Source organism: Cupriavidus sp. 22TCCZM01-5, assembly GCF_057798915.1.
In genome coordinates, this window is sequence record NZ_JBYOJR010000036.1 from 56,402 (window position 1) to 79,238 (window position 22,837).

Annotated in this window: 20 protein-coding genes and 2 pseudogenes; 17 read left to right on the top strand and 5 right to left on the bottom strand. The window is 62.1% G+C overall.

The genetic code is table 11. The features are described from left to right. Positions 1 to 21: 21 nt before the first annotated feature. The 7 genes from AC3FNH_RS26725 to AC3FNH_RS26755 all read left to right on the top strand — a co-directional run bounded on the left by AC3FNH_RS26725 (position 22) and on the right by AC3FNH_RS26755 (position 5,099). Positions 22 to 1,041 (top strand): GlxA family transcriptional regulator, encoded by a 1,020-nt coding sequence (locus AC3FNH_RS26725; RefSeq protein ID WP_488722217.1) that lies wholly within the window; start codon positions 22 to 24, stop codon positions 1,039 to 1,041. 45 nt (positions 1,042 to 1,086) lie between these two features. Continuing rightward, positions 1,087 to 1,221, top strand: a complete 135-nt coding sequence (locus AC3FNH_RS26730) for a hypothetical protein (RefSeq protein WP_276102907.1) — start codon at positions 1,087 to 1,089, stop codon at positions 1,219 to 1,221. Positions 1,222 to 1,460: 239 nt separating this feature from the next. Next, entirely contained in the window at positions 1,461 to 2,225 is a 765-nt protein-coding gene (locus AC3FNH_RS26735; protein ID WP_276102908.1) for a GntR family transcriptional regulator, read from the top strand. Positions 2,226 to 2,236: 11 nt separating this feature from the next. Continuing rightward, on the top strand, positions 2,237 to 3,043 hold the full coding sequence (locus tag AC3FNH_RS26740; RefSeq protein WP_488722218.1) for a transporter substrate-binding domain-containing protein: 807 nt from the start codon (positions 2,237 to 2,239) through the stop codon (positions 3,041 to 3,043). 22 nt (positions 3,044 to 3,065) lie between these two features. Further along, positions 3,066 to 3,734 (top strand): amino acid ABC transporter permease, encoded by a 669-nt coding sequence (locus AC3FNH_RS26745; protein WP_488722219.1) that lies wholly within the window; start codon positions 3,066 to 3,068, stop codon positions 3,732 to 3,734. Continuing rightward, entirely contained in the window at positions 3,731 to 4,387 is a 657-nt protein-coding gene (locus tag AC3FNH_RS26750) for an amino acid ABC transporter permease (protein WP_276102910.1), read from the top strand. The genes AC3FNH_RS26745 and AC3FNH_RS26750 overlap by 4 nt, the downstream gene beginning before the upstream one ends. Continuing rightward, on the top strand, positions 4,368 to 5,099 hold the full coding sequence (locus tag AC3FNH_RS26755) for an amino acid ABC transporter ATP-binding protein (RefSeq protein ID WP_276102911.1): 732 nt from the start codon (positions 4,368 to 4,370) through the stop codon (positions 5,097 to 5,099). The genes AC3FNH_RS26750 and AC3FNH_RS26755 overlap by 20 nt, the downstream gene beginning before the upstream one ends. 113 nt (positions 5,100 to 5,212) lie before the next feature. On the opposite strand, the gene AC3FNH_RS26760 is transcribed toward AC3FNH_RS26755, so the two are convergent. From AC3FNH_RS26760 to AC3FNH_RS26770, 3 genes are read right to left on the bottom strand one after another with little or no spacing between them, the layout of a single operon-like run. Then, a complete protein-coding gene (locus AC3FNH_RS26760) occupies positions 5,213 to 5,722 on the bottom strand; it encodes an acetone carboxylase subunit gamma (protein ID WP_276102912.1) in 510 nt (169 codons plus the stop codon). A 23-nt stretch (positions 5,723 to 5,745) separates the two neighbouring features. Next, positions 5,746 to 8,070 (bottom strand): hydantoinase B/oxoprolinase family protein, encoded by a 2,325-nt coding sequence (locus AC3FNH_RS26765; RefSeq protein WP_488722220.1) that lies wholly within the window; start codon positions 8,068 to 8,070, stop codon positions 5,746 to 5,748. 11 nt (positions 8,071 to 8,081) lie between these two features. Beyond that, on the bottom strand, positions 8,082 to 10,226 hold the full coding sequence (locus AC3FNH_RS26770; protein WP_276102914.1) for a hydantoinase/oxoprolinase family protein: 2,145 nt from the start codon (positions 10,224 to 10,226) through the stop codon (positions 8,082 to 8,084). A gap of 426 nt (positions 10,227 to 10,652) precedes the next feature. Here AC3FNH_RS26770 and AC3FNH_RS26775 point away from each other — a divergent pair, with 426 nt between their 5' ends. The 3 genes from AC3FNH_RS26775 to AC3FNH_RS26785 all read left to right on the top strand — a co-directional run bounded on the left by AC3FNH_RS26775 (position 10,653) and on the right by AC3FNH_RS26785 (position 14,351). After that, positions 10,653 to 11,192: a lecithin retinol acyltransferase family protein gene (locus tag AC3FNH_RS26775; RefSeq protein ID WP_488722221.1), complete on the top strand. Its 540-nt coding sequence runs from the start codon at positions 10,653 to 10,655 to the stop codon at positions 11,190 to 11,192. A 151-nt stretch (positions 11,193 to 11,343) separates the two neighbouring features. Further along, positions 11,344 to 13,512: a sigma-54-dependent Fis family transcriptional regulator gene (locus AC3FNH_RS26780; RefSeq protein ID WP_488722222.1), complete on the top strand. Its 2,169-nt coding sequence runs from the start codon at positions 11,344 to 11,346 to the stop codon at positions 13,510 to 13,512. Further along, positions 13,509 to 14,351: an alpha/beta hydrolase gene (locus tag AC3FNH_RS26785; RefSeq protein WP_488722223.1), complete on the top strand. Its 843-nt coding sequence runs from the start codon at positions 13,509 to 13,511 to the stop codon at positions 14,349 to 14,351. Before AC3FNH_RS26780 ends, AC3FNH_RS26785 begins: the two co-directional genes overlap by 4 nt. A gap of 47 nt (positions 14,352 to 14,398) precedes the next feature. Here the strand turns inward: AC3FNH_RS26785 and AC3FNH_RS26790 are convergent, their stop codons facing one another. Then, a complete protein-coding gene (locus tag AC3FNH_RS26790) occupies positions 14,399 to 15,460 on the bottom strand; it encodes a patatin-like phospholipase family protein (protein ID WP_488722224.1) in 1,062 nt (353 codons plus the stop codon). 391 nt (positions 15,461 to 15,851) lie between these two features. Here AC3FNH_RS26790 and AC3FNH_RS26795 point away from each other — a divergent pair, with 391 nt between their 5' ends. The 5 genes and pseudogenes from AC3FNH_RS26795 to AC3FNH_RS26815 all read left to right on the top strand — a co-directional run bounded on the left by AC3FNH_RS26795 (position 15,852) and on the right by AC3FNH_RS26815 (position 20,673). Continuing rightward, the gene (locus AC3FNH_RS26795) at positions 15,852 to 16,295 is read left to right on the top strand and encodes a hypothetical protein (RefSeq protein ID WP_488722225.1); all 444 of its coding nucleotides are present in this window, start codon (positions 15,852 to 15,854) and stop codon (positions 16,293 to 16,295) included. Then, positions 16,295 to 17,317: a CapA family protein gene (locus tag AC3FNH_RS26800; RefSeq protein ID WP_488722226.1), complete on the top strand. Its 1,023-nt coding sequence runs from the start codon at positions 16,295 to 16,297 to the stop codon at positions 17,315 to 17,317. The genes AC3FNH_RS26795 and AC3FNH_RS26800 overlap by 1 nt, the downstream gene beginning before the upstream one ends. A gap of 170 nt (positions 17,318 to 17,487) precedes the next feature. After that, positions 17,488 to 17,814: a MerR family transcriptional regulator gene (locus tag AC3FNH_RS26805; RefSeq protein ID WP_276102920.1), complete on the top strand. Its 327-nt coding sequence runs from the start codon at positions 17,488 to 17,490 to the stop codon at positions 17,812 to 17,814. Positions 17,815 to 17,907: 93 nt separating this feature from the next. Continuing rightward, entirely contained in the window at positions 17,908 to 18,375 is a 468-nt protein-coding gene (locus AC3FNH_RS26810) for a (2Fe-2S)-binding protein (protein WP_488722227.1), read from the top strand. Continuing rightward, positions 18,372 to 20,673, top strand: a pseudogene (locus tag AC3FNH_RS26815) (xanthine dehydrogenase family protein molybdopterin-binding subunit). The gene AC3FNH_RS26810 and the pseudogene AC3FNH_RS26815 overlap by 4 nt, the downstream one beginning before the upstream one ends. Positions 20,674 to 20,773: 100 nt before the next feature. Here the strand turns inward: AC3FNH_RS26815 and AC3FNH_RS26820 are convergent. Next, positions 20,774 to 21,076 (bottom strand): annotated as a pseudogene (locus AC3FNH_RS26820) (amino acid transporter); the annotation flags it as partial. 273 nt (positions 21,077 to 21,349) lie between these two features. On the opposite strand from AC3FNH_RS26820, the gene AC3FNH_RS26825 reads away from it, so the two are divergent. Together AC3FNH_RS26825 and AC3FNH_RS26830 are read left to right on the top strand one after the other, a co-directional pair. Next, complete coding sequence (locus tag AC3FNH_RS26825) at positions 21,350 to 21,871, top strand: universal stress protein (protein WP_276102923.1); 522 nt, start codon at positions 21,350 to 21,352, stop codon at positions 21,869 to 21,871. 156 nt (positions 21,872 to 22,027) lie between these two features. Then, positions 22,028 to 22,369 carry a zinc ribbon domain-containing protein YjdM gene (locus AC3FNH_RS26830; protein WP_488722228.1) on the top strand — a complete coding sequence of 114 codons (342 nt, stop codon included), beginning with the start codon at positions 22,028 to 22,030 and terminating at the stop codon, positions 22,367 to 22,369. Positions 22,370 to 22,837 lie beyond the last annotated feature (468 nt).

The window sequence follows — 22,837 nt, forward strand, 5'->3', positions numbered from 1 at the left end:
TTATGGTATATCGGACACGCGGTGACAACTATCCGGATCTGGGTCTATGACGGAATTCTGGCCTCTGGTGTCGCTGGGCCCATTGACGTTTTCAATGCCGTCAATCATTTGAGCGGTCACAGGTCCACACGGGAGGGCGGTCGTTCCCCAAAATTCAGTTGGCGAGTCGAGTCAATTGACGGCCAACCGGTCAAGGCCGCTTCGGGGCAGATCATTCCGGTGGATGGCAAGATCGATGGGCGCAAGCGCGCAGAAGCAATTTTGCTAACCGCTCCATTTGTCCCCGACATGGACGCTTTCCTTGCTCGCGAGGATCTGTTGAACACACTCCGATCTGCCATACGTAGCCAGCACAAGGCCGGTGCGGTGGTCGCCGCGTATTGCACTGGCAACTATCTGCTTGCTGAAGCCGGGTTGCTCGACGGCCGCGTTGCAACAACACACTGGGAGAAATCCGCTGACTTCGCACGGCGTTATCCGGGCGTAAGACTTCGGGTTCAGGAAGTTCTGACCATGCAGGACAGGATTATCTCGAGTGGAGCCGTGACGTCGTATCTCAATCTAGCGGTGCGGCTGGTCGAAATATTTGCTGGCGAGAAACTCGCCGCGATGACTGCAAAGACGCTATTGATCGATACGAACAGGACCGCCCAGGCTTCATATGCGAAGCTCATCGGCGAACATGGGCACGCAGACTCGCTCGTTGCGCGCGCACAGGAGCATATGGAGGCGACGCTCGAAGAGGGGCTTCTGCTAAGCGAACTGGCCGCATATCTCGCAGTCAGCGAACGAACACTGAGCCGGAGATTCAAGCAGGCCGTAGGGGTGTCGCCGTTGGCATATCTACAGAATCTCCGCATCGAAGTCGCAAAGGCATTGCTTGAGTCACGACCAATTGGTGTTGACCTGGTTAGCCAGCGCGTTGGGTACGGCGACGTGAGTACCTTTCGACAACTGTTCAAGCGTAAAACCGGACTCTCGCCCCGGGAATATCAACTCCGGTTTGCGCGTACCTCCAGTCCGGTCCACGCATGTGGCTGAAGGTCGCATTCCGGTTCGAAGCCCGGAGTATGCGGAAACCTGGCCATGAAAGTCGATCACCGTGGTTGTGCCATTTCCGGCTGGCGGCGGTGCCGATCTGGTGGTTCGCTCTGGCGCTATTACATCAAGGCACACAAGATTGCCGCCATTGCCGTGACCGGACCACGGAAGCTGCTGTGAGCGTTAACGACGGTTTGAGATAACTAATTGATCCGTAAGCGGTTTCCACGATTGTGACGTCCAGCACAGTTGTTCATAGGGAACCGTTTGGACCATCTGCACTCGATGGCACCGCGCACCATCGCGGCGCACGATGCCCGCTTTGCGGGCCGCCAGGCAATTCAGGGTGATGTTCACGCCCCTCTTTGGCTACAAATCTTGCATACAAGCATGGCATACCACTTGCTCATGTGGTTGCCGTGAACGCTACGACTGAAAACTCCCCTGCTGACATTGCCAATCGCATCACGGAGGCAATGCTTGGCCAGAAGCTGCTCCCCGGCTCCCGCCTGGGCGAGCAGGAACTTGCCACGTTGTTTGGCGTGAGCCGCACGCTGGTGCGTGAAGCATTGTCGCGGCTGGCGGCGCGCGGCATGGTAACCGTCAGCGCGCGACGCGGCTGGTTCCTGGTGGAACCCGGCACTGACGACATCCGCTCGGCGTTCGACGCCCGCCGCATTATCGAAACCGGGTTGCTGCGCGAAGTCAGCCCGGATCGGCCGGCGAGTGCGCAGGCTATTCACTCGCTCAAGGTTCATATCGCGCGCGAAAAGGCCGCGCTCCATGGCGACGACGCCAGCATGCGCAGCTTCCTGCTGGGCGATTTTCACGTTTGCCTGTGCGCATCATTGGGGTATGGCCTGCTGGTGGATACGCTGCGTGACCTGACCGCGCGTACGACGCTGGTGGCCAGTCGCAACCAGTCCGCCGCCGATGCCGGCCGCTCATGCGGCCAGCACGAAGACATCGTCAATGCGCTTGCGCAAGGCGATGGCGCGCTGGCCGCGCGGCTGATGGCCGAACACCTTGGCGAGGTGCATACGAGTCTCGATGCCGTTGGCCCTGCCGATCCGCTCGCACACCTGCGCCGCGCGCTGGCACCCGTCGATTCGGCACGCGTTCCGCATTCCGCATCACCCGCCGCGGAGGTTTCCGCGGATCACCCATTCCCATCCCGAACCTGAGGAAACACGCGATGTTCCATGCCCTGTCCCAATCCAAGTTGTCCCGTCGCGGCCTGATGTGTGCACTGCTGGCCGGTTTTTGTGCGGCTGTGCTACCGGCGCAGGCCGATACGCTCGCCGACATCACCAAGGCCGGCGTACTGCGCGTGGCCGTGCCGCAGGATTTCCCGCCGTTCGGCTCGGTGGGGGCCGATATGGCTCCGCAGGGTCTCGATATCGACGTGGCCGCGCTGGTGGCAAAGAAGATGGGTGTAAAGCTGCAGCTGGTGCCGGTGACCAGCACCAACCGTGTGCCGTATCTGCAGACGCGCAAGGTAGACCTGGTGATTTCGAGCATGGGAAAGAATCCCGAGCGCGAGAAGGTGGTCGATTTCTCTGAGGCCTATGCGCCGTTCTTCAACGGCGTGTTCGGGCCGGCGGATCTTGCCGTAAAAAGCGCGGCCGATCTGGCGGGCAAGACCGTTGGCGTCACGCGCGGTGCCGTGGAAGACCTGGAACTGAGCAAGATCGCGCCGGCCAGCGCGAACATCAAGCGCTATGAAGACAACAACGCCACGATCTCGGCCTTCCTGTCGGGGCAGGTGCAACTGATTGCTACCGGCAACGTGGTGGCCTCGGCGCTGATCGCCAAGCATCCGCCCAAGGCGCCCGAGACCAAGTTCCTGATCAAGAATTCACCGTGCTTCATCGGCATGAACAAGGGCGAAAAGGCGCTGCAGGACAAGGTCAATGCCATCCTGGCCGAAGCCAAGAAGGACGGCTCCCTGAACTCGCTGTCGATCAAGTGGCTGCTGCGTCCGCTACCGGCGCAGCTCTGACGCGTACCGTCCGGAAGCAAGCATGGCTTACTCGTTCGAATTCGTGTCGGTGCTGGACTATACCGACGTGTTGCTGAAAGGCATTGCGGTCACGGCGCAGCTCACACTGACGGGCGGCGTGCTTGGCGTGGCCGTTGCGGTGGCTGGTGCCTGGGCCAAGACCCAGGGCCCCGCCTGGCTGCGCGCGATGGTCAGCACCTATGTGGAGCTGATCCGGAACACGCCGTTCCTGATCCAGCTGTTCTTCATCTTCTTTGGTCTGCCCAGCCTGGGCGTGCACCTGCCTGAAATGGTGGCGGCATCGCTGGCGATGGTTATCAACCTGGGCGCTTACGGTACGGAGATCGTGCGCGCCGGCCTGGCGGCTACGCCGCGCGGGCAGTTCGAAGCCGGCGCCAGCCTGGCCATGTCACCGTTCCAGGTGTTCCGGCATGTGGTGCTGCGCCCCGCATTGCAGAAGATCTGGCCGGCGCTGTCGAGCCAGATTGTCATCGTGATGCTGGGGTCCGCGGTCTGTTCGCAGATCGCGGCGCAAGACCTGACCTATGCGGCCAATTTCATCCAGGGACGCAACTTCCGCGCTTTCGAGGTGTATCTGGTCAGCACCGCGATCTATCTGCTGCTCGCCATCTTGCTGCGTCAGCTACTCCGCGGCATTGGCCGCCAGCTTTTTGCGAGGAGCGCGGGATGATCGAGTTTTCGTTGTGGGATATCGTCCGCAACCTGCTGCTGGCGGCGCGCTGGACGGTGCTGCTGTCATTGGTCGCGTTTGTGGGCGGTGGCATCGTTGGCCTGCTCGTGCTGTTGATGCGTACCGGCAAGCGGCCGATGGCACGGCGTCTGACGCAGGCCTATATCGAGCTTTTCCAGGGCACGCCGCTGCTGATGCAGCTGTTTCTCGCCTTCTTCGGACTTGCGCTGTTCGGCATCGAGGTGCCGGCGTGGCTGGCCGCCGGGGTGGCGTTGACGCTGTGGACGTCGGCCTTCCTTGCCGAAATCTGGCGCGGCTGCGTGGAAGCCATACCGCGCGGCCAGTGGGAAGCCTCAGGCAGCCTGGCCATGAACTACGTGCAGCAGATGCGTCACGTGATCCTGCCGCAGGCCCTGCGGATTGCCGTGGCACCGACCGTTGGCTTTGGCGTCCAGGTCATCAAGGGCACGGCGTTGGCGTCGATCATCGGCTTCACCGAGCTGTCCAAGGCGGGCACGATGATTGTAAACGCCACATTCCAACCCTTTACCGTATATGCCGCCGTGGCACTGATGTACTTCGCGCTGTGCTGGCCGCTTTCGCAATACAGCAAGATGCTGGAGAGGAAATTCCATGCCGCTCATCACCATTGATCAGGTTCGCAAGTCGTTTGGCAGTAACGAGGTCCTGAAAGGCGTATCGCTTTCCGTTGAGCCAGGCGAGGTCATCGCCATCATCGGCAAGAGTGGCTCGGGAAAGAGCACGCTGCTGCGTTGTATCAACGGGCTGGAGAGCATTGATTCGGGCGCCATCACGGTGGCGGGCGCCCACCTGGCTGACAGCGAGCTGCAATTGCGTGCACTGCGGTTGAAGGTGGGTATGATTTTCCAGCAGTTCAATCTGTTTCCGCACCTGAGCGCCGGCCGCAACGTGATGCTGTCGCCGATGATCGTCAAGGGCGTGCCGGAGGTCCAGGCCCGTGAGCTGGCCGAGCTGAACCTGGCACGGGTCGGGCTTTCCGCGAAGTTCGATGCGTATCCGGACCAACTGTCTGGCGGACAGCAGCAACGTGTCGCCATCGCCCGCGCGCTTGCCATGCAGCCGATCGCGCTGCTATGCGACGAGATCACGTCGGCGCTGGACCCGGAACTCGTCAACGAGGTACTGCAGGTGGTGCGGGGACTGGCCGCCGAAGGTATGACGTTGCTGATGGTGACGCATGAGATGCGCTTCGCGCGCGAGGTGTGCGATCGAGTGGTATTCATGCATCAGGGCAAGGTCCACGAGATCGGCGCGCCCGATGAAGTGTTCAGCCAGCCACAGACGCCCGAACTGCAACAGTTCCTTGGGATGGTCGAGGCCTGACAGGCTACGCAACAGCCCGCGCCGAGGGCTTCATCTCGCGCTGATCCGGGCCCACGTTGATCGTTAAGCCGCGGGGAACAGGCAGTACCTGCTCCCCGCTCATCACGCGGCGATTAGTCCCCGGCGCGCTCGGGGACCGGTAGCTGTACCCACTCCTTATAGAAGGCCTCGATGTCCGGCTCGAAGTCATGGATCACCGGATACCATGGCGTGGGCGCCTCGACGTCGTGCATGGTGCCGCAGGCCGGGCAGTAGTACTCGCGATATACCTGCCACTGGGTGTCCGGGGCCATCAGCTTGGGGTAGACCTCCGTCATTGCTTCCTCGGTGTCGCGCACGTAGATCGAGGCATGCAGCTTCCAGTTCTCGCGGTAGTCGCAGAACTCGTGGCCGCAGTCGCACTTGACCACCCACTTCTTGCTCGCGGCCGATTGCACGATAAACATGTGCGGGCCAAGCGGGAGCACGATGCGGTCCGGGAAGCTCACCTTGGCTTGCAGGGCCGCCAGGTACTGCTCGAAGCGGCTGTCATCCTTGGGCATCGAGAGCATGCGGAAGGTGGTTTCCCAGTCCAGGGAACCTTCGACGAGGTGGGCAACCTGTTCATTGGTGTAGGCAGACATTGTTCAGCTCCTGGATTCGGTGATTACTCTTCGACCTGGACGACGGTGGTGACGTCGGGCAGCAGGGAGAGGTCCATGCGGTGCTTGGCGCCGTAGGACGGCACGCCCAGTTCTTCCTCCGGCAACTGCCAGTCCGCGGGAAGATTCCAGAATTCCTTGAATTCCCGCGTGAACTTCTCCGACAGCGCGAAGCTGGTGGCAAACATGTGTTGCACCTGCACGGACGCGTGCTTGTTGAGGATGCGTTCGCGCTCTTCCTTCATCCATTCGCGGGTTGGCAGGGAGCGGGCCAGGCGCTCCTTGCGGATCTCGGCACGGCGGGCCTGGGTCTTGCCCGCATCGACCGTGAACACGCTCCTGGCGTCCTGGGTGAAGACGGCGCCATAGACCTTCTGGGCATACTCCGGCAGCAGGAATCTCTGGTTGAGGTCCGCCTCGATGGCTTTCGGATCCCGATCGATCGGGTCGCCGAAGCCCGGGCCCCCGCGCAGGTAGTTGAGGTACAGGTCGTGGTTGGCGTAGCAGTCCTCGGTGGTGATGCACTGCTTGTCACGCTTGACCACGGCAGTGGCATCGATGTGGCGCTCGTAATCCGGTTTGCCCGGATCGATGTCGCCGCCCAGAGGCAAGGAATCGCCAATGGCGATGCGCTTGTCCAGCCCTGTCTTGTGTGCCTCAAAGCGGTAGCCGGTGGCGGAAGGGTAGCCGCCCATCATGCCCCAGTCGCTGTTCATGAACCCGTTGCCCATGAAGAACATGGTCCAGTCCTGGGCGTTCCATACCATGCGCAGCGTCTCGAAGCCGCAACCGCCACGGTACTTGCCGTAGCCGCCGGAGTTGGCCTTGACGTTCCGGCCGAGGTAGAGCAGAGGCTCTGCCATTTCCCAGATCTCGATATCGCCCATATCGCCTTCCGGGTTCCAGATGGCAGCAGCGTGGTTGAGACCATCCTTGACCGCGCAGGCGCCGGTGCCGCACGAACTGGCCTCGAAGCTGTTGACCGCGTGGATCTCACCGTCCTGGTTGATGCCGCCACCCTGCAGCCAGTTGGAGGTGTTGGCGTTTCCGGCGTTGACCTCTTCCAGATAACCACGGCTGAAATAGGACTGGGACAGGCCGCGCCACAGCGCCGCCCAGCCGGAGACCAGGAAGTGCCAGGCGTAGGCGTGGCCGGTGCGGCGGTCATCCGGATTGCACCAGGTGCCCTTTGGCAGGCGAAACTCGGTGGCGAAGTAGGCGCCGTCGTTGATGCGCTGTGTGGGCACCAGGGTCTGGCACATCATCACCCAGATTCCGGAAGTGAATGCGACCTGATGGGCGTTGAAGGTGTGCCAGCCCCAGCGGCTCGCTCCTTCGAAGTCCAGGCGCCACTTGCCGTCCGGCCTGATGGTCATCTCCACCGGCGAGTGCATGATGGAGTCCAGCTTGGCGAAGGCGTTGGAGACCTGCACATCGTCATGCTTGTAAGGCACGTCGACAAAGGAGACCTTGCGGTACTTGCCTGGCAGGGTCATGGCCTTGATGCGGCTCTGCAGTCCGCGGCGGCCTTCTTCAATGACCTCGAAGGCAAACTTCTCGTAGGCTTCGATGCCGTCGGCGCGGATCACTTCCTCCACCAGCTCGCGGATCATGTGGCAGCCGGCGATGCGGGTCTTTTCGTCGAGGATCCAGTACTTGGGCGTGCGCACCGAGCGCTGGGACTCATGCAGCCAGTCGCGCAGCGGCTCGTCGTTCACCCCGGTCTTGCGGCAGGTGATCATATAGCCGTCGCCGAAGCGCTGGGTCTGGCCGGTGGACATCGAGCCCGGCGTCACCGAGCCGGTGTCGATGACGTGCGTGACGCCGCCGACCCAGCCGATAAGCCGGCCTTGCCAGAAGATCGGGACGATGGTGGCGATATCGCAGGGGTGGACGTTGCCGATGGCGCAGTCATTGGTCGTGAACATGTCGCCGGGATTGATGCCGGGGTTGGCTTCCCAGTTGTTCTCGATCATGTACTTGATTGCTGCGCCCATGGTGCCGACGTGGATGATGATCCCGGTCGAGGTCAGGACGCAGTCGCCGGCGGCGTTGTAAAGCGTGAAACAGAGTTCGCCTTCCTGCTCGACGATGGGGCTGGCGGCAATCTTCTTGGCGGTTTCGCGAGCGTGTACCAGGCCGCCCCGCAGCTTGGAGAACAGCTTCTCGTAGCCGATCGGGTCGCTGTCCCGGAATTCCAGTTTCCTGAGGCCGTTGTAGTGGCCGGTGGCCTTGGTGCGATCAATGATGCCGTCGCGGTACTGCTTGAGCGTCTGGCCGTTCTGCAGCAGGTCGGCGAAGCCGACTTCTTTATTGCTCATCATGTTCATGGCTTGTCTCCTTACTTCACTTCCTTGAGATGGAACAGGCGGTGCTTGTCGATCGTGGTTGCGAAGCCGTCGGGCACGACGAAGGTCGTGGCGTCGGATTCGATGATGGCGGGGCCCACGATGTGGTTGCCGGCCTTGAGGGCTTCCATCTTCCAGAGCGCGGCATCCACCCACTTCTTGTGGCGGTAGAAGGGACGAGTGCCGAGATAGGCTTCCTTCGGCGGCGTCGGGCCGGCATCCGGGTCTTCCGGCAGCACCGGCTTCTGGGTCACGACGGTGCCGCGCAGGATGGCGCCGGTGATCGAGAAGCCCAGTTCGGGCGAGCGGGCGGAACTCGCATAGACGCGGCCGTAGGTGTTCTCGAAGGCCTCGACGATCTGGTCCCAGTCGGCCGCGGTGGCGGCGCTGGTCACCGGCGAGACGATCTCGAGGTCATTCAGCTGGCCCATGTACTGCATCTTGTAGCCGGGAATCAGCAGCACGTCCTCGGGCTTGTAGCCGTTGAGGACAAATTCGTCGATGACCTTGACGGCCAGTTCAGACCAGGCTTCCTGCAGGCTCTTGCAGGCGGCTTCCTTGTCGGTGTCAGGCGCGTGCTGCGCAACGCCAAGGTCCACCGACTTGTCGTAGCGGTACTCGAAGTCGGCGCAGGCGCAGCCGAAGGCCGAGAAGCCGGCTGCCCAGGCCGGCACGACGACGTCCTTGAAGCCGACACCCTCGGTGTAACCGTAGGTGTGCACCGGACCGGCGCCGCCGTAGGAGAAGCAGGTGAAGTCCGCCGGGTTGTAGCCCTTGGCACTGATGTTGGCGCGCAGGTACTCGGAGAGAGTGAGGTCGAGCAGTTCGATGACGCCGGCGGCGGCATCCTCGACCGACAGGCCGAGCGGGTCGGCGATCTGCGCCTTGATGTGGTCGCGGGCGCGCTGCACGTCGAGCTTGATGGCACCGCCCAGGAAGTTGTCCGGGTTCAGGTAGCCGAGCACGACATGGCAGTCGGAGACGGACACCGTGTCGAGGCCGCTTTCCGGCCAGCAGGTGCCCACGCGGTAGCCGGCGCTGTCGGGGCCGAGCTTGATCGATTTGCTGTAGGGGTCGAGGCGCACAAAACTGCCGGCGCCGGCGCCGACCGAGTCCATCGCCACCAGGGGCAGGGACAGCACCAGACGGGCCATGTCGGGATCGGACTTGATGGCGAAATTGCCCTTGGTGATCAGGGCCACGTCGAAGCTGGTGCCGCCGATGTCGGAGCAGGCAATGTTCTCGTCGCCCAGGTACTCGCCCAGCAGCTTGGAGCCGATGACGCCGCCGATGGGGCCGGAGACGATCGTGCGCGCGAGCTCCTTGGCCTTCCAGCTGATGGTGCCGCCGTGCGTGGCCATCACGCGCAGGTCGAATTTGGCGCCGTGCTTCTTGAACCGGTCGCTCACCTTCTTCAAGGTCTGGCGCGAAGGCTCGGCACCGTAGGCCTCGAGGATGGTGGTATTCATCCTGTGGCTCTCCTTGCGCGACGGGTAGTAATCCACCGAGGCGAAGACCGGGATATCCGCCTTCAGCTTTTTCAGCTCCTCGCGCACGATGTCACGGGCGCGCTGCTCGCTCGATTCGTTCTTGTGGGATTGCAGCAGGCAAATGACGATGGCTTGTGCGTTGGCCTCTACCAGTTCCCGCGTAGCCTGGCGGACTTCTTCCTCACGCAGCGGGATCACGACCCGCCCCTGCACGTCGGTTCGCTCAGTGACGCCACGCGTGCGCGAGACGGGAACCAGGGGTTCATCGTAGCGGTGAGTATTAAGGTGGATACGGTCCTCCAATGCATAGCCCAGATAGCTCTGCAGGGCGCGGCCCATGGAATGAATCTGCTCGAAACCGCGGTTGCAGATGAGGCCGACAGCGAGGCCCTTGCGCATGAGGATGCGGTTGAGCATGGCCGTACCGGAATAGACGCAAGTCACCAGTTCGGGATAGACGTCGTCTACGGTCCGATCCCAGTGGGCGAGGGCATCTTCGGAAGAGTTGTAGATGGCAAGGGATTCGTCGCCAGGATTGCTCTGCGCCTTGCCTACCACGAAGCGGCCATCGGAGCGCACGAAGAATGTGTCGGTCATCGTGCCACCGGCATCGATGCCCATCACCTGTACTGTGGACTGCGGTTGCATACTGCCTCCTGTCATTTGTGTCGTCATGGTGGGATGTCCCACAACCCATCCATGGCAAAGCCTGTGCCAGGCGTGGCTGGCACTCGGGAGCAGCCACGCAAGACGATTGAAATCAACGAGTTGCCGGTATTCCTCGGACACTTCGCTGGTCGCCGGGAGCCTGCTGTCGCTGTCCGGATTCCAGACGTCGCGAGCAGCGGTGTCTGGGAATCGGACGCTTTCTGGCCAGCGATCGACGCAACCGTCGTTTGGAAGTCCAAGCACTGACGGTTGTCCAACGTCCCTGCGTGGACATGCAGGCCCGCCTGCCCGTCACTGCCGCGATGGGCATTGGCTTGCCACTGTGTCGCGACGCCTGTCGCTTGTAGCGCTGGCACGCGCTATGCACGGCTCTCGTGCGGATAGCAGCGTGACGCGGTGAAGACCATGAAGAATTCAACGAAGCCAGTACGACGGATTGTCGAAGCGGATGCCGACACGGACTTGGCGATCGGCGCCCACCTCGTTACCGATCGGCTTTGGTACACGCATCACGGCGTCTACGCGGGAGCCGGGAAGGTTGTGCATTACGCGGGTCTGTCGCGGTCACTACGTCGCGGCCCGGTGCACGAAGTCACGCTGGCGGAATTCGCGCATGGGCATCCGCTTTGGGTCCGGCAAAGTCCCGGCGCCATGTTCGCGGGTGTGGAAGCTGTGCAGCGCGCCTACTCCCGCATCGGCGAGGATCGCTATCGCTTGATTTCGAATAACTGTGAACACTTCTGTATGTGGTGCTTGTATGGCGAGAGCCGCAGCGAGCAGATCGACGTATGGAGGTTCTGGGCAAGCGATGTGGTTGCGGCCGGGTTCAAAGTTGTCAGGCTGCTTTCGATCGCAATCTCGGGAAGTCTGTCCATGCTGCATGCAGTGTCCCGATTCGGCTGCGAGGGCCAGGCATTCGCGAACTCAACGCAATCCACTTCCTGAGCCCGCGCGCTGGAGCATCGGACAAGACCCATGGCGAGTCGGCACGGAAGGCCTCTCAACATGGCGGGCGCTGTCCGGTTTCCGGACACCTGAAGCAGCAATGACCGGAAACCGGACACTTCCCGATTGGCATGCTGCAAAGCACAAATGCTTGATCCAAAAAGAGATTGTTGACTTGATGATGGCGCGCGGATACGGTTACTCCAGTCAACTGGAGAGCGACCGTCCAATGGCGTTTTCACATTGCGGCACCCTGATTCCCCGAATCGGCGACGAGCCCGTCGTGGCATCCGCCTGGGAGCGTTTTGTGCAGCACCAGCCGCTGGAAGTGGCAGGTGTGCGCAGCGTTGTCCTCGCGTCGTGGCAGCGGTGTCGTTCGGAGGCCGTAGACCCTGCCAGGCACTCCGCCCCAGGGGCTGCCGCCGAACGTGTCCGCCAGTTGCAGCGGCAGAACCGGGAGCTCTGCGAATCCGCGCGTCCGGCACTCGAGAGCCTGCGCGATATCCTGCGCGAATGCGGCACGCTGATCATGCTCTGCGACCCAGGCGGAACCGTACTCCATCTCAATGGCGAGACCAGGGCCCGCAGCGTTGGCGAGGGGATCAACCTGGCCACCGGTGGCTGCTGGAACGAGGATGTCATCGGCACCAATGCCATCGGCACCGCGATTGCCACCGCCGCTCCAGTCCAGATCCATGCCGACGAGCATTTCTGTCTGGACGTGAAGCGCTGGACCTGCGCCGCGGCCCCAATTCTTGACCCCTTTAGTCGCACCCTGTTGGGGGTCGTGGATGTTTCTGGCGTCAAGGAAACCTTCCATGGCCACACCCTGGGCCTGGTAGTGACTGCGGCCAGGCAGATCGAAGGCGAACTCGCCCGCCGCGATGTTGCTCTGCATGAGCGTCTGCTGACCCGCGCCATTGATCATTTCATCCGTTACGCCAGCGACTACGTGGTGCTTGTCGACAGCCGTGGGCGCATTGTCCGTACGAATGGAAATGCGCAGGCGGCGCGGGAGCGCTATGAAGTGCGCCTGCCCTCGGAAATCGGCAGCCAGGTGCCAGGACTCAACCTTGCACAGTCCGAAATCGATCGGTCCTGCCAACGCCCGGAATGGCTGCGTCCCGAATGGCTGCACTCAGTGAAGGACCATGACGGCGTGCTCGGTACGGTGCTGGTGATCCCGCTCGGGACGCGCCAGAGTCGAACCGCGATATCGCTGCCCGCGGCCACAGTCACAGCCAGGGCACCCGCGGCAGGAAACGATGCGTTTGGTGAAATCATAGGGCGAAGCGAGGTGCTGGAGGCGACCAAGGCACGCGCGCGCCGTATCGCCCCTCTGGATCTTCCGGTACTGATCCTGGGCGAGACCGGCGCAGGGAAGGAGCTCTTTGCCCGAGCCCTGCATCGGGCAGGCAACCATCCAGACGGTCCGTTCGTTGCCGTCAATTGCGGCGCTTTTACCCGTGAACTGCTGGCCAGCGAACTCTTTGGCTATTCCGAAGGCGCCTTTACAGGCGCCCGCCGTGGTGGCCTTCCCGGGAAGTTTGAGCAAGCCGACGGGGGCACGCTCTTCCTGGACGAGGTCGGGGAGCTGCCACTTGATATGCAGCCACACCTGTTGCGCGTGCTGCAGGATGGTGTCGTGGTCCGACTTGGCGATACCCGTGAACGGCGTGTCGCGGTGCGCATCGTCGCAGCCACCAACCGTGACCTGCAGAAGGAGATCGCTGCCGGGCGCTTCCGCGAAGACTTGTACCACCGCCTCTGCGTGGTCAGCCTGCCACTACCGCCGCTGCGCGATCGACCTGGCGATATCGAGGCAATCATCGCGCATTTCAACAGCCAACTCGCGCGCAAGTACGGCTGTGAGCCCAAGCAGCTTGAACCCGCGGTGCACCAGGCGCTTGTGAGCCATCGTTGGCCGGGCAACATACGTGAATTGCAGAATGTCTTCGAGGTGATGTTTGCGCTTAGCGAGGGCAACACCATCGATACTTCTCTGCTACCCCCGAACATCGCTCAGACGGCAAAGGACTCATTTCCCATATCAACCGCGACGCGGATACCCGGCTCGTTCGGCCGGCTTGAGGAATTGGAGAGACAAGCGATACTTGACGCGATTGCGAATGCCCACGGAAATATGTCGATGGCCGCCCGGACTCTCGGTATTTCGAGGAGTACGTTGTACGTAAAGCTGGCCACGATTCGGACTGAGCCTGGCACGATTGGTCCCGCGGTGCCCATTTCCTCTCCCGGAGACTCGCCTTTGCGTAAAAGCGCAATGAATCGACCGGCCGGGAAGCCCCACAAGCCATGAAGCCGGTAGGAGGCGTCGCCCGTCAGCAAGTTGGGCAAACCTTAAAAAGGACTCTGTATATTGCTGCACTGGTCTATTGCCTGATAGTGGTGTGGGTGTATGTGCGCCAAGACCACTTCATCTACTTCCCGACAACAACCGAGGCGTCGCTGTGGCGGGAAAGGGCCGTGCATGCCGGGGCTCAGATCCTTCCAGGCGTGAATGCGATTGTGGTGGAACCTCCAGTGGTCGACGCATCGACGAAAACAGCCCTTTTCTTTCACGGAAACGACAGCGATGCCTTCGAGCGCCTTAGCCTGACCAAGGTCTTCAATGCCCGGGGGTACCGCCTTGTCCTGGCAGAGTATCCCGGGTATGGCCCTAACCCGGGCAATCCGTCACAGGCCACCATTGTTCCCTCTGCGATAGCCTTGATGCGTGAGATTACCCAGCGTTGGCCTGGCCGCGTGACGCTGGTGGGTGAGTCTTTGGGGAGTGGTGTGGCGGCACAAATTGCCGCTGCCATGCCTGAGAGTGTAGGTAAGCTGGTGCTCATCACGCCGTTCAGCAGTCTGCGAGAAACAGCGGCCCAGAAAATGTGGTTCGTTCCAGTCAGCCTGCTGTTGAAATCCCCGTTTGATTCCAGTGCGGCGCTCAAGAACTATCACGGGCTTTCCTCCGTGGTGGTCGCTGGTCAGGACGAGGTGGTTGGCCCTCAAGCGGGATTAACACTTCAAATGCAGCTCGCCAGCCAAGGGCCGTCCGATTTACTTGTGTTGCCCCAGGCGACACACAATACCTGGTTGTCTGGCCTTACCGAGCAGCAGTGGGACCGGCTGCTACGGATCACACCTCAATAAGGTCTTGAGGTTACGCAGCAAACGCCGTGTGAGGGGGCCATCGCTCATTAAAGGAATTCCTTGCGCAAATCGACACTGCAGCGCTCGCCGATTGCACTGTAGTTCTGCGCCAGCCAATGCTCGGCCTCATTGCGCCCCTGATCGCGCAGGTGGCAAAGAAAGTCCCAGTCCGCATTGAACTTGCTGGACACGCCGAGCGCCGTCATGGTCTGGTCCGAGCGGATTGCATGGATCAGCATTTCCTTCATCTCGGTCCGGTCTATCTTGCCGTCCTGGATGAGGGTGGTGACGAAGCTGATCGCACGAAGCTCGCGGATCAACGAAGAGTTGAAGCTGACTTCGTTAATGCGATTGAGAATCTCTGCTGCAGTCTTCGGCACGCCCTTGCGAACGATCGGGTTGATATGGACGATCACCACATCTCGTGTGCTGCAGTGATAGATCAGCGGAAAGATCGCAGGGTTGCCGACATAGCCGCCGTCCCAGTAGTACTGGCCGTCGATCTCCACAGCCTGGAACAGGGACGGCAGGCAGGCCGAGGCCAGCACCGCCTTGAGACAGATTTCATCGTGCGAGAACAGGCGCACCTTGCCGGTCTCGACATTGGTGGCGCACAGGTAAAGCTGGATCGGGCAATCCCGGCTCAGGACGTCGAAATCGACATGGTGGGCAAGAACGTCGCGCAGCGGGTTGAGATTGAAAGGATTGAACTGATAAGGGGAGAGTACGCGCAGCAGCAGGTCCGTCAGCAGATACATCGGCGAGCTGTCGAGCCCATAGCCGCTACGCATCCAGATCTCCCATGGCAGTTTGCGGAACGGGCTGTAGATCAGCGCGGTGCTGGAAACGTCATGCCAGAAGTTGTGCAGGGCGGTGCGAGCGCCAGGCGGCCCACCCTTGAGCAAGCCGTAGGCGAGTACCACGGCATTCATTGCGCCGGCGCTGGTGGCACTCACGCCTTCGATGGCGAGCCGCTTGTCTTCGAGCAGGCGGTCAAGTACGCCCCAGGCAAAGGCGCCATGGGCGCCCCCGCCCTGCAAGGCGAGCGCGATGGGCTTCACGAAGTCATCGGCTTCACCTGCATGGCGCGTTCCCGGGTTGGCAGACATGTCGCGACCCTCTTTCCAGGCAAACTCCGAGGTCAGCTTTCCTGCTCATAACTGTAATGGCCGGAGAGCCTGCTTGCAGGATTTCGACGTCGTTTCAAGCCCGCGCCGAGGTTGGCTTCGGAGCGCGACTGTCTCATTAGATCGCTTTCGCCTCGCCGCACGCCTTAAACGCAATTAATCGCCAGGATCGAGGGCCAACAACGAACCAGGGCCAGTAGTCGAGCGGCGGCGCGCCGATCCCCGCGCTGGGGCCGTGTTCGCGGCACTCGGGAGGAGTCTGGGCAGGTCAGGTCAAAGACGAAGAAACTCTGACAGCCTGCAGACTACGCAAAGTTGCTGAGGTAACATTCCCTCGTCCGGTGCGAGAGCCCACGTGATAGAGACCCAACCAATGCGCCAGGCCAGCCTCCCCAATTGCCGCCCGTCCTGGGGCACAAGTGTTATTGCTTTGATGACGCTCTTCACGTGCCAAATTGCTGGAGCGAATGCCGGACCACCCCTGCTTCGTTGTGAAATCAGCCAAGGCGGCGGCAATCCTCGCGTCTTCGAGTTCAAGCAGGCTGCCGACCCTTATTCCGTGAAGTCCGTCGATATAGACGGACATTTTCGTTTCAAGGCAGTCATGGTTGGAGCCGGGGCCACTGCCTACATCAAGCTCTACACCTACTACCAGGATTCGGATCGGTACATCCTGCTGCATGAGGCCAAATACGTCCCTCGTGCAGCGCCTTCTCACTCTGACTCGACCGGCTCCTTCACGGGTATCAACTATCTCTATTCACCCGTTCTTGGAAGGGAACTGCAATATAGCTGCATGCTGACGGGGACGGCATAGTGCGGGAGGGCACGTCGGGCCGTGCAATCGCGCGATTCCTTGTCGCGGGTCTCCTCTACCTCGGCGTCGCGGGACAAGCCGCTGCGGACGACGCGCCCGCCGCCCCTGTGGTCTCGCTTGCCTTTGTCGGCGACATCATGCTCGACGGGATTCCTGGTGGTGCCATCAAGGCGGGGCGTAATCCCTTTGCGTACTTCGCACGAATCCTGGATTCCGCGGATATCCGGATTGGCAATCTTGAGTGCGTCATTGCCTCCAGGGGCCGGGGCCGCCCGGAGCGCAAGCCGTTCACGTTTCGTGCCAATCCAGATGCGGTCAATGTACTGAAGGGCCATTTCACCGCGCTCTCCCTCGCCAACAACCACACTGGCGATTTTGGCCGCGCCGCCTTTTCCGACATGCTTGATCTTCTCGAAGAGCAAAAGATCTCATTTTTCGGAGGGGGGCGAAACCTGGCCGAGGCACATGCACCGCTTCTGATCGAGCGTAACGGCCTCAGGATTGCTCTCCTTGGCTACAACGAAATCTTCCCGCGGGGCTTCGAAGCCGATCACGATACGCCTGGGCTGGCCTGGAGCGAAGATGAACAGGTGATCGCCGACATCCGGAATGCACGAAGCGTCCACCATGCGGACCTCGTCATACCATTCATGCATTGGGGGATCGAGCACGAGCATCATGCCAGTGCACGCCAGCGCCAGCTCGCACGTGCGATGATCGACGCGGGCGCCAACGCAGTCATCGGCGGGCATCCGCACGTTACCCAGGACATCGAGCAATACAAGGGAAGCCCGATTTTCTATAGCCTGGGAAACTTTGTTTTTGACGGCTTCAAAGACGAAGACAACAATACCGGTTGGTTGATCCGGCTCGAAGTGGACCGGAGTGGGGTACATCGTTGGCAACTCTATGTGGCACGTACCGACCGCGAGGGCATTCCCCACCCTGTATCGCCAAGGCCCCGTTCATGCTGGCAAAGAGGGCAGGGGATGAAGACAGTGTGCGGGGACAGCGGGGACTGATCCGAATGGCGCAGATTGCTGATTTTAATTTGACGATACTTTGGGGGCTTAAATAGAAAAGAGTCCGGTCTGTCGGCTGTGGACGCGCTGAGCCATCCAGCGCCGGTATTGACGGACGCGGCAGCCGCGGCACGCGTTGGACAGCTGCTGCAGGATCAGCGCGCGCAGCGGTGACAACCCGGGATCCGTGGCCCGAGAATCGTACGCTGCTGCCGCCCGACCTGGCGCAGTGGAAGCATGGCTCGTTGATTGAAACGCTCCGCAGCAAGGTGCAGGACATCGAGGCGCTGCAGGCGCGGCTCGCGCAGAGCAAAGCGCACCTTGTCGCGCTTTTGGCGGAGATCGAGGCGAAACCCGAGGAAATCGACTGCGCCACCAATGCCAGGAGGGTGCTGTCGCGGATGCGATCCGGGGAATTGGAAAGCCCGGCCCTGGCGACCGGCGATGTCACTACCCTTCGCAAGGCGAGCCGGCGCCGGTCGCTCAGGAAGGGCTAATGGATCGCCGCGAGCCTGTACCACAGCGGGGCCAGGGCGCCTGGCATGCGCGGCAAGCCAACATGAACTTCGGTAAGGGCAGAGAGATAACAGATGAATCTGGAGGTTAACCACCAGCCGGTCAGCGTCGAATGCGACCCGGCCACCCCCTTGCTGTGGGTGCTGCGGGACCACCTGAACCTGACGGGCACGAAGTTCGGCTGCGGCGTCGCGGCTTGCGGCGCGTGCACCGTGCATCTGGATGGCGCGGCGGTGCGGTCCTGCGTGCTGCCCGTGGCGGCGGTGGCCGGCAAGCGCATCACCACGATAGAAGGGCTGGCCAGCGCGCCGGGCAAGCGCCACGCACTGCAGCAGGCCTGGATCGACGAACAGGTGCCGCAATGCGGCTACTGTCAATCGGGCATGCTGATGGCGGCGGCGGACCTGCTGGCCCGGCAGCCCGACCCGAGCGATGCCGACATCGACGCGGCCATCACCAACCTGTGCCGCTGCGGCACGTATCCGCGCGTGCGCACCGCCATCAAGCGTGCAGCGAAGGCGCTGCGGGAGGGCCGCGCATGAACACCAGCGCAACGACCCCACGCCGCGGACGGCGCCGGTTCCTGCTGGGGGCACTCGGCATTGGCGGCGCGCTGGTGGTAGGCTGGGGCGTGATGCCGCCTCGCAGCCGGCTTGGCGATCCCGCAGCGTTCCCTGAAACGCCCGGCCAGGTTGCCCTGAACGGCTGGATCAAGATCACGCCGGAAGGTAACGTCATCCTTGCCATGCCACGCGTGGAGATGGGGCAGGGCATCCACACCGCGCTGTCGATGCTGGCCGCCGAGGAGCTCGATATTCCGCTGGCGCGGGTGGGCATCGAGTCATCACCCATCGAGCGCGTCTACGGCAATGTCGTCGTCATGGGCGGCAGCTCGCTGCCGCTGCATCCGGACGATACCGACAAGAGCTGGGTGCGCGCCCTGCACTGGATCATGGCCAAGAGCGCGCGCGAGATCGGCCTCATCATCACCGGGGGCAGCAGCAGCGTGGCCGACGGCTGGCAGCCCGTGCGCGAGGCTGCCGCAACCGCGCGCGCCACGCTGGTGGAAGCGGCGGCGCGCGAGTGGGGTGTGCAGGCGGGACAGGTCACGGTGCAAGAAGGCCAGCTCATTGGACCGGGCGGCAGGCAGATGCCTTTCTCCGCGGTCGCGCGGAAGGCGCGCGAGATCGCGCCGCCATCGAACGTAACGCTCAAGCCGGCTGCGCAGTACCAGCTGATTGGCAAGCCTGCGCCGCGCAACGATATCGCGGGCAAGACGGATGGCAGCGCACGCTTTGCCATCGATGCGCGGCCGCCCGGTATGTTGTACGCGGCGGTCGTCATGTGTCCGGTGTTTGGCGGCAAGCTCAAGAGCTTCCAGTCGAAGGCGGCGCTTGCCATGACTGGCGTGCGGTATGTCGTGCCGTTCGACGGCATGGCGGGCGGCGCGCCGGGTGTGGCCGTGGTGGCCGACCACTACTGGCAGGCACGCCAGGCCATGGCGGTGCTCGAACCGGTCTGGGACAAGGGGCCGCATGCGACGCTCGATTCGGCCGGCATCCGGCAACAACTCATCGGCGCGCTCGACAGCGGCGAGGGCGGGGGCGGCTTCACCTATCGTTCGCTGGGCGATGGCCTGAAGGCCTTTGACAAGGCGCCGGGCGCGACCATCGTCGAGGCGGAATACAGTGCGCCCTACCTGGCGCATGCCGCCATGGAGCCGATCAACTGCACGGCGCAGGTGACGAAGGACCGCGTGCAGCTCTGGGCGCCGACCCAGGTGGCCACGCTGGCGCAACTGGTCGCCGCACGGGCCGCGGGTGTGAGCCGGGACCAGGTGCATATCGACATTCCGCTCATTGGCGGCGGCTTCGGACGGAGACTGGAGTCGGACTTCATTGGCCAGGCCGTGTCGATCGCCACCAAAACAGAGGGCCGTCCGGTACAGGTGATCTGGTCGCGCGAGGACGACATCCGCCACGACTTCTATCGCCCGCAGGCCATCGCACGGCTGAAGGCCCGCGTCGAGAACGGCAAGGTGACGGCCATCGCCTCGCGCAGTGCCGGGCAGTCGATCCTGGCCGGAGAGCTGGAGCGACTGTTCGGCGCGCCGTCGCTCGGCATCGACCGCTACACAGCCGAGGGCCTGTTCGACCTGCCGTACGAGATCGAGCATGAGCACATTGCACACGTGGCAGTCGATTTGCCGGTGCCGGTCGGATTCTGGCGCAGCGTCGGCCACTCGTACACTGGCTTCTTCCTGGAAGGCTTCCTGAACGACGTGGCGGCCGCCGCCGGGCTCGATCCGCTGGCGATGCGGCGCGACTTGCTCAAGGCGCACCCGCGCGAGCTGATGGTGCTCGACACCGTAGCGCGGGCGGCAGGATGGAACCAGCCGCTGGCACCGGCCGCGGACGGCGCACCGCGTGCGCGCGGGCTTGCTGCACAACTCGTTCGGCTCGGTGGTGGCACAGGTAGCGGAGGTATCGCTCAAGGACGGCAAGCCGCGCGTGCATCGCGTTGTCTGCGCCGCGGACTGCGGCACCGTGGTCAACCCCGACATCGTTGCGCAGCAGCTGGAAAGCGGGATCATTTTCGGGCTGACTGCGGCGCTGTACGGCCAGGTCCAGATCAAGGACGGGCAGGTCGTGCAGAGCAATTTCCCCGACTACCCGGTGCTGAGGATGGCGGAGTCGCCGCTGATCGAGACCCACCTCGTGCCCAGCACGGCCGAGCCAGGCGGGGTCGGTGAAATCGCCGTGCCGCCGATCGGACCGGCTGTGGCGTATGCCATCGCCCAGCTCACCGGCAAACCGGTGCGGGAGCTGCCGATGGTGTAGGCAGTGGGCTCCTGGCGGAGGCCACTCATCGACTCTCCGGCGGCCCGACGGCGTAAGGGGACCGCTAGCTTCGCCGCGGGAATTCCAATTGTTCCTTCGCTCAGTGAACGTTCATTGGTAACAGCACCATCTGCTTTCCCTGCAGGTGCAGCCGGTCCTGGATCTCGCCAGGCGTCTGGTTGTGCAGCCATGACGTCAGGAAATTGACGTGGCGGAAGATGAGTTTGCTGGCAAAGCAGACGCTATTGGGAAACTCTGTTGTCGCCCCATCCACGAGCCGCATGAATTCCATGACGGGATTGGTCCCGAATGCCGCGCGGGAGTCGGCCGCCAGTCCGTGCCGCTGGCAGGTGGCCACGTAGTACTGCAGGGCTTCTCCAATCGTATGCTGCAGACGGTGCAACCAGCGAGCCACGAGAGGCGGGCTGAACGCAGTACCGGCATGTCATGAGCCAGAGAGGGCACATTCAGTCCTGCGACTACTGTAGGCGCGCGGGGACGTCGGCCCAAGCAAGCAAAGCGCTGGAGGAGCAATGCAGGAGAATTTTTATGGGATCTTTATCCCGGGCGGATACTTTTTGACGCAGGTCGTACGGCCCCTTGCGTACTCTTAAGTCAGGGTAATTGGAGGTTGTCTCGTCGCCTCCAGGTTTCGCAACAGGATGAAGGTCAGAACATGATCAAGATACTTGTACCGGTAGACGGTTCGGAGTGTGCCTTAGCGGCGGTGCGACATGCCGCGTTCCTGTTCCGGGAAGGCAGCATTTCCGAGGTGGTACTGCTGAACGTGCAAGCCCCTCTTGAACGCAGTCGGGCGAGCGCATTTCATTCGTTTGCCGAGCTAAGGGAGTACGAATGCCGTCAAGGCGAGTCCGCGCTCTCGCGGGCTTGCGAGATCCTTGAGGATTCCGGCGTGCGCTATAGCGCGATCATCGGCTTGGGAAATGCCGCAAGAACGATTGCCAGCGCGGCGGCGTCGACCCAGTGCGACAGTATTGTGATGGGTGCGAGCCTCTGGTCGCAGATCAAGGCCTGCATTGGGGGCGGGCTGCCCGCGAAGGTCATGCGCAGGACGTCCGTGCCCGTGACGGTTGTGAAGTCTTCCCGCGCCGCGGGCACGATCGATCTTCCACGGCCTGCGGCATCGCCGCGTCAGCATCCCCGTCCTCAACTTGTCGTTTATCCAGCGGCGTATTGATCCAGGGCGCAATCGTTCGGTGAGCGGCTGCCGCAGTTGCGCGCGGGGTGTGCCTTTTGGTGCGCAAGCCTTTTCTATGAGATGCCCAGCAATGTAGTCTGTCCGTCGGACCGGGCAGTATACTTTCGACTTTCGCCACGTACCCAAGAATTACCCATGAGCGCTCTACCCTCCTGCCCGAAATGTCATTCCGAGTTCACCTATGAAGATGGGGGTCTCTATATCTGCCCGGAATGCGCTCATGAGTGGTCGGCGCAGGCCGCGGCGGTGGCCGAAGCGGAAGTCACGGTTTATCGCGATTCAGCGGGCAACGTATTGCAGGACGGGGATACCGTCACGGTGATCAAGGATCTCAAGCTGAAGGGGTCGGCCGGCGTGATCAAGATGGGCACCAAGGTAAAGAACATCCGACTGGTCGGCGGTGACCACGATATCGATTGCAAGATCGATGGCTTCGGTGCCATGAGCCTGAAATCGGAGTTCGTCAGGAAGGTGTGACGAAGGCAGCCGTGCCCCCTGGCTGGCAGCGATGCCTGCCCCCGGGCAGTAGCGCTTAGGGAAGGGAGTATATTAAGTGCCGAACGAGATACTTCCGGAGGTCTGTTTGAAAAGAACTTGCAAATTGGCCGCGGCGGCATTAGTATTCGCTCCCCGCTCGCAGAGGACCGCGTAGCGGGCGAAGACTTCCTGGCAGCAACTCAAAAACGAGCCGCTTTCCAGAATGAAGAATTTCTCAGAAATGCTTGCATAATCGCTGAAAGTTCTTTATAGTCTTGCTTCTTCGCTGCTGACGAAAACGCAGCGACGCAAAACGGCAAAGCCGATTGCGAAGTTCTTTAACAAACAGACAACCGATAAGTGTGGGCGCTTGATGACGGATGCGAAAGACTTCGGTCTTTTAGCTCAAAAGTTATCAGTGCTCGCACAGCAAAACGTGACTGGATTTTCGGATCTGGTCAGTCAGTT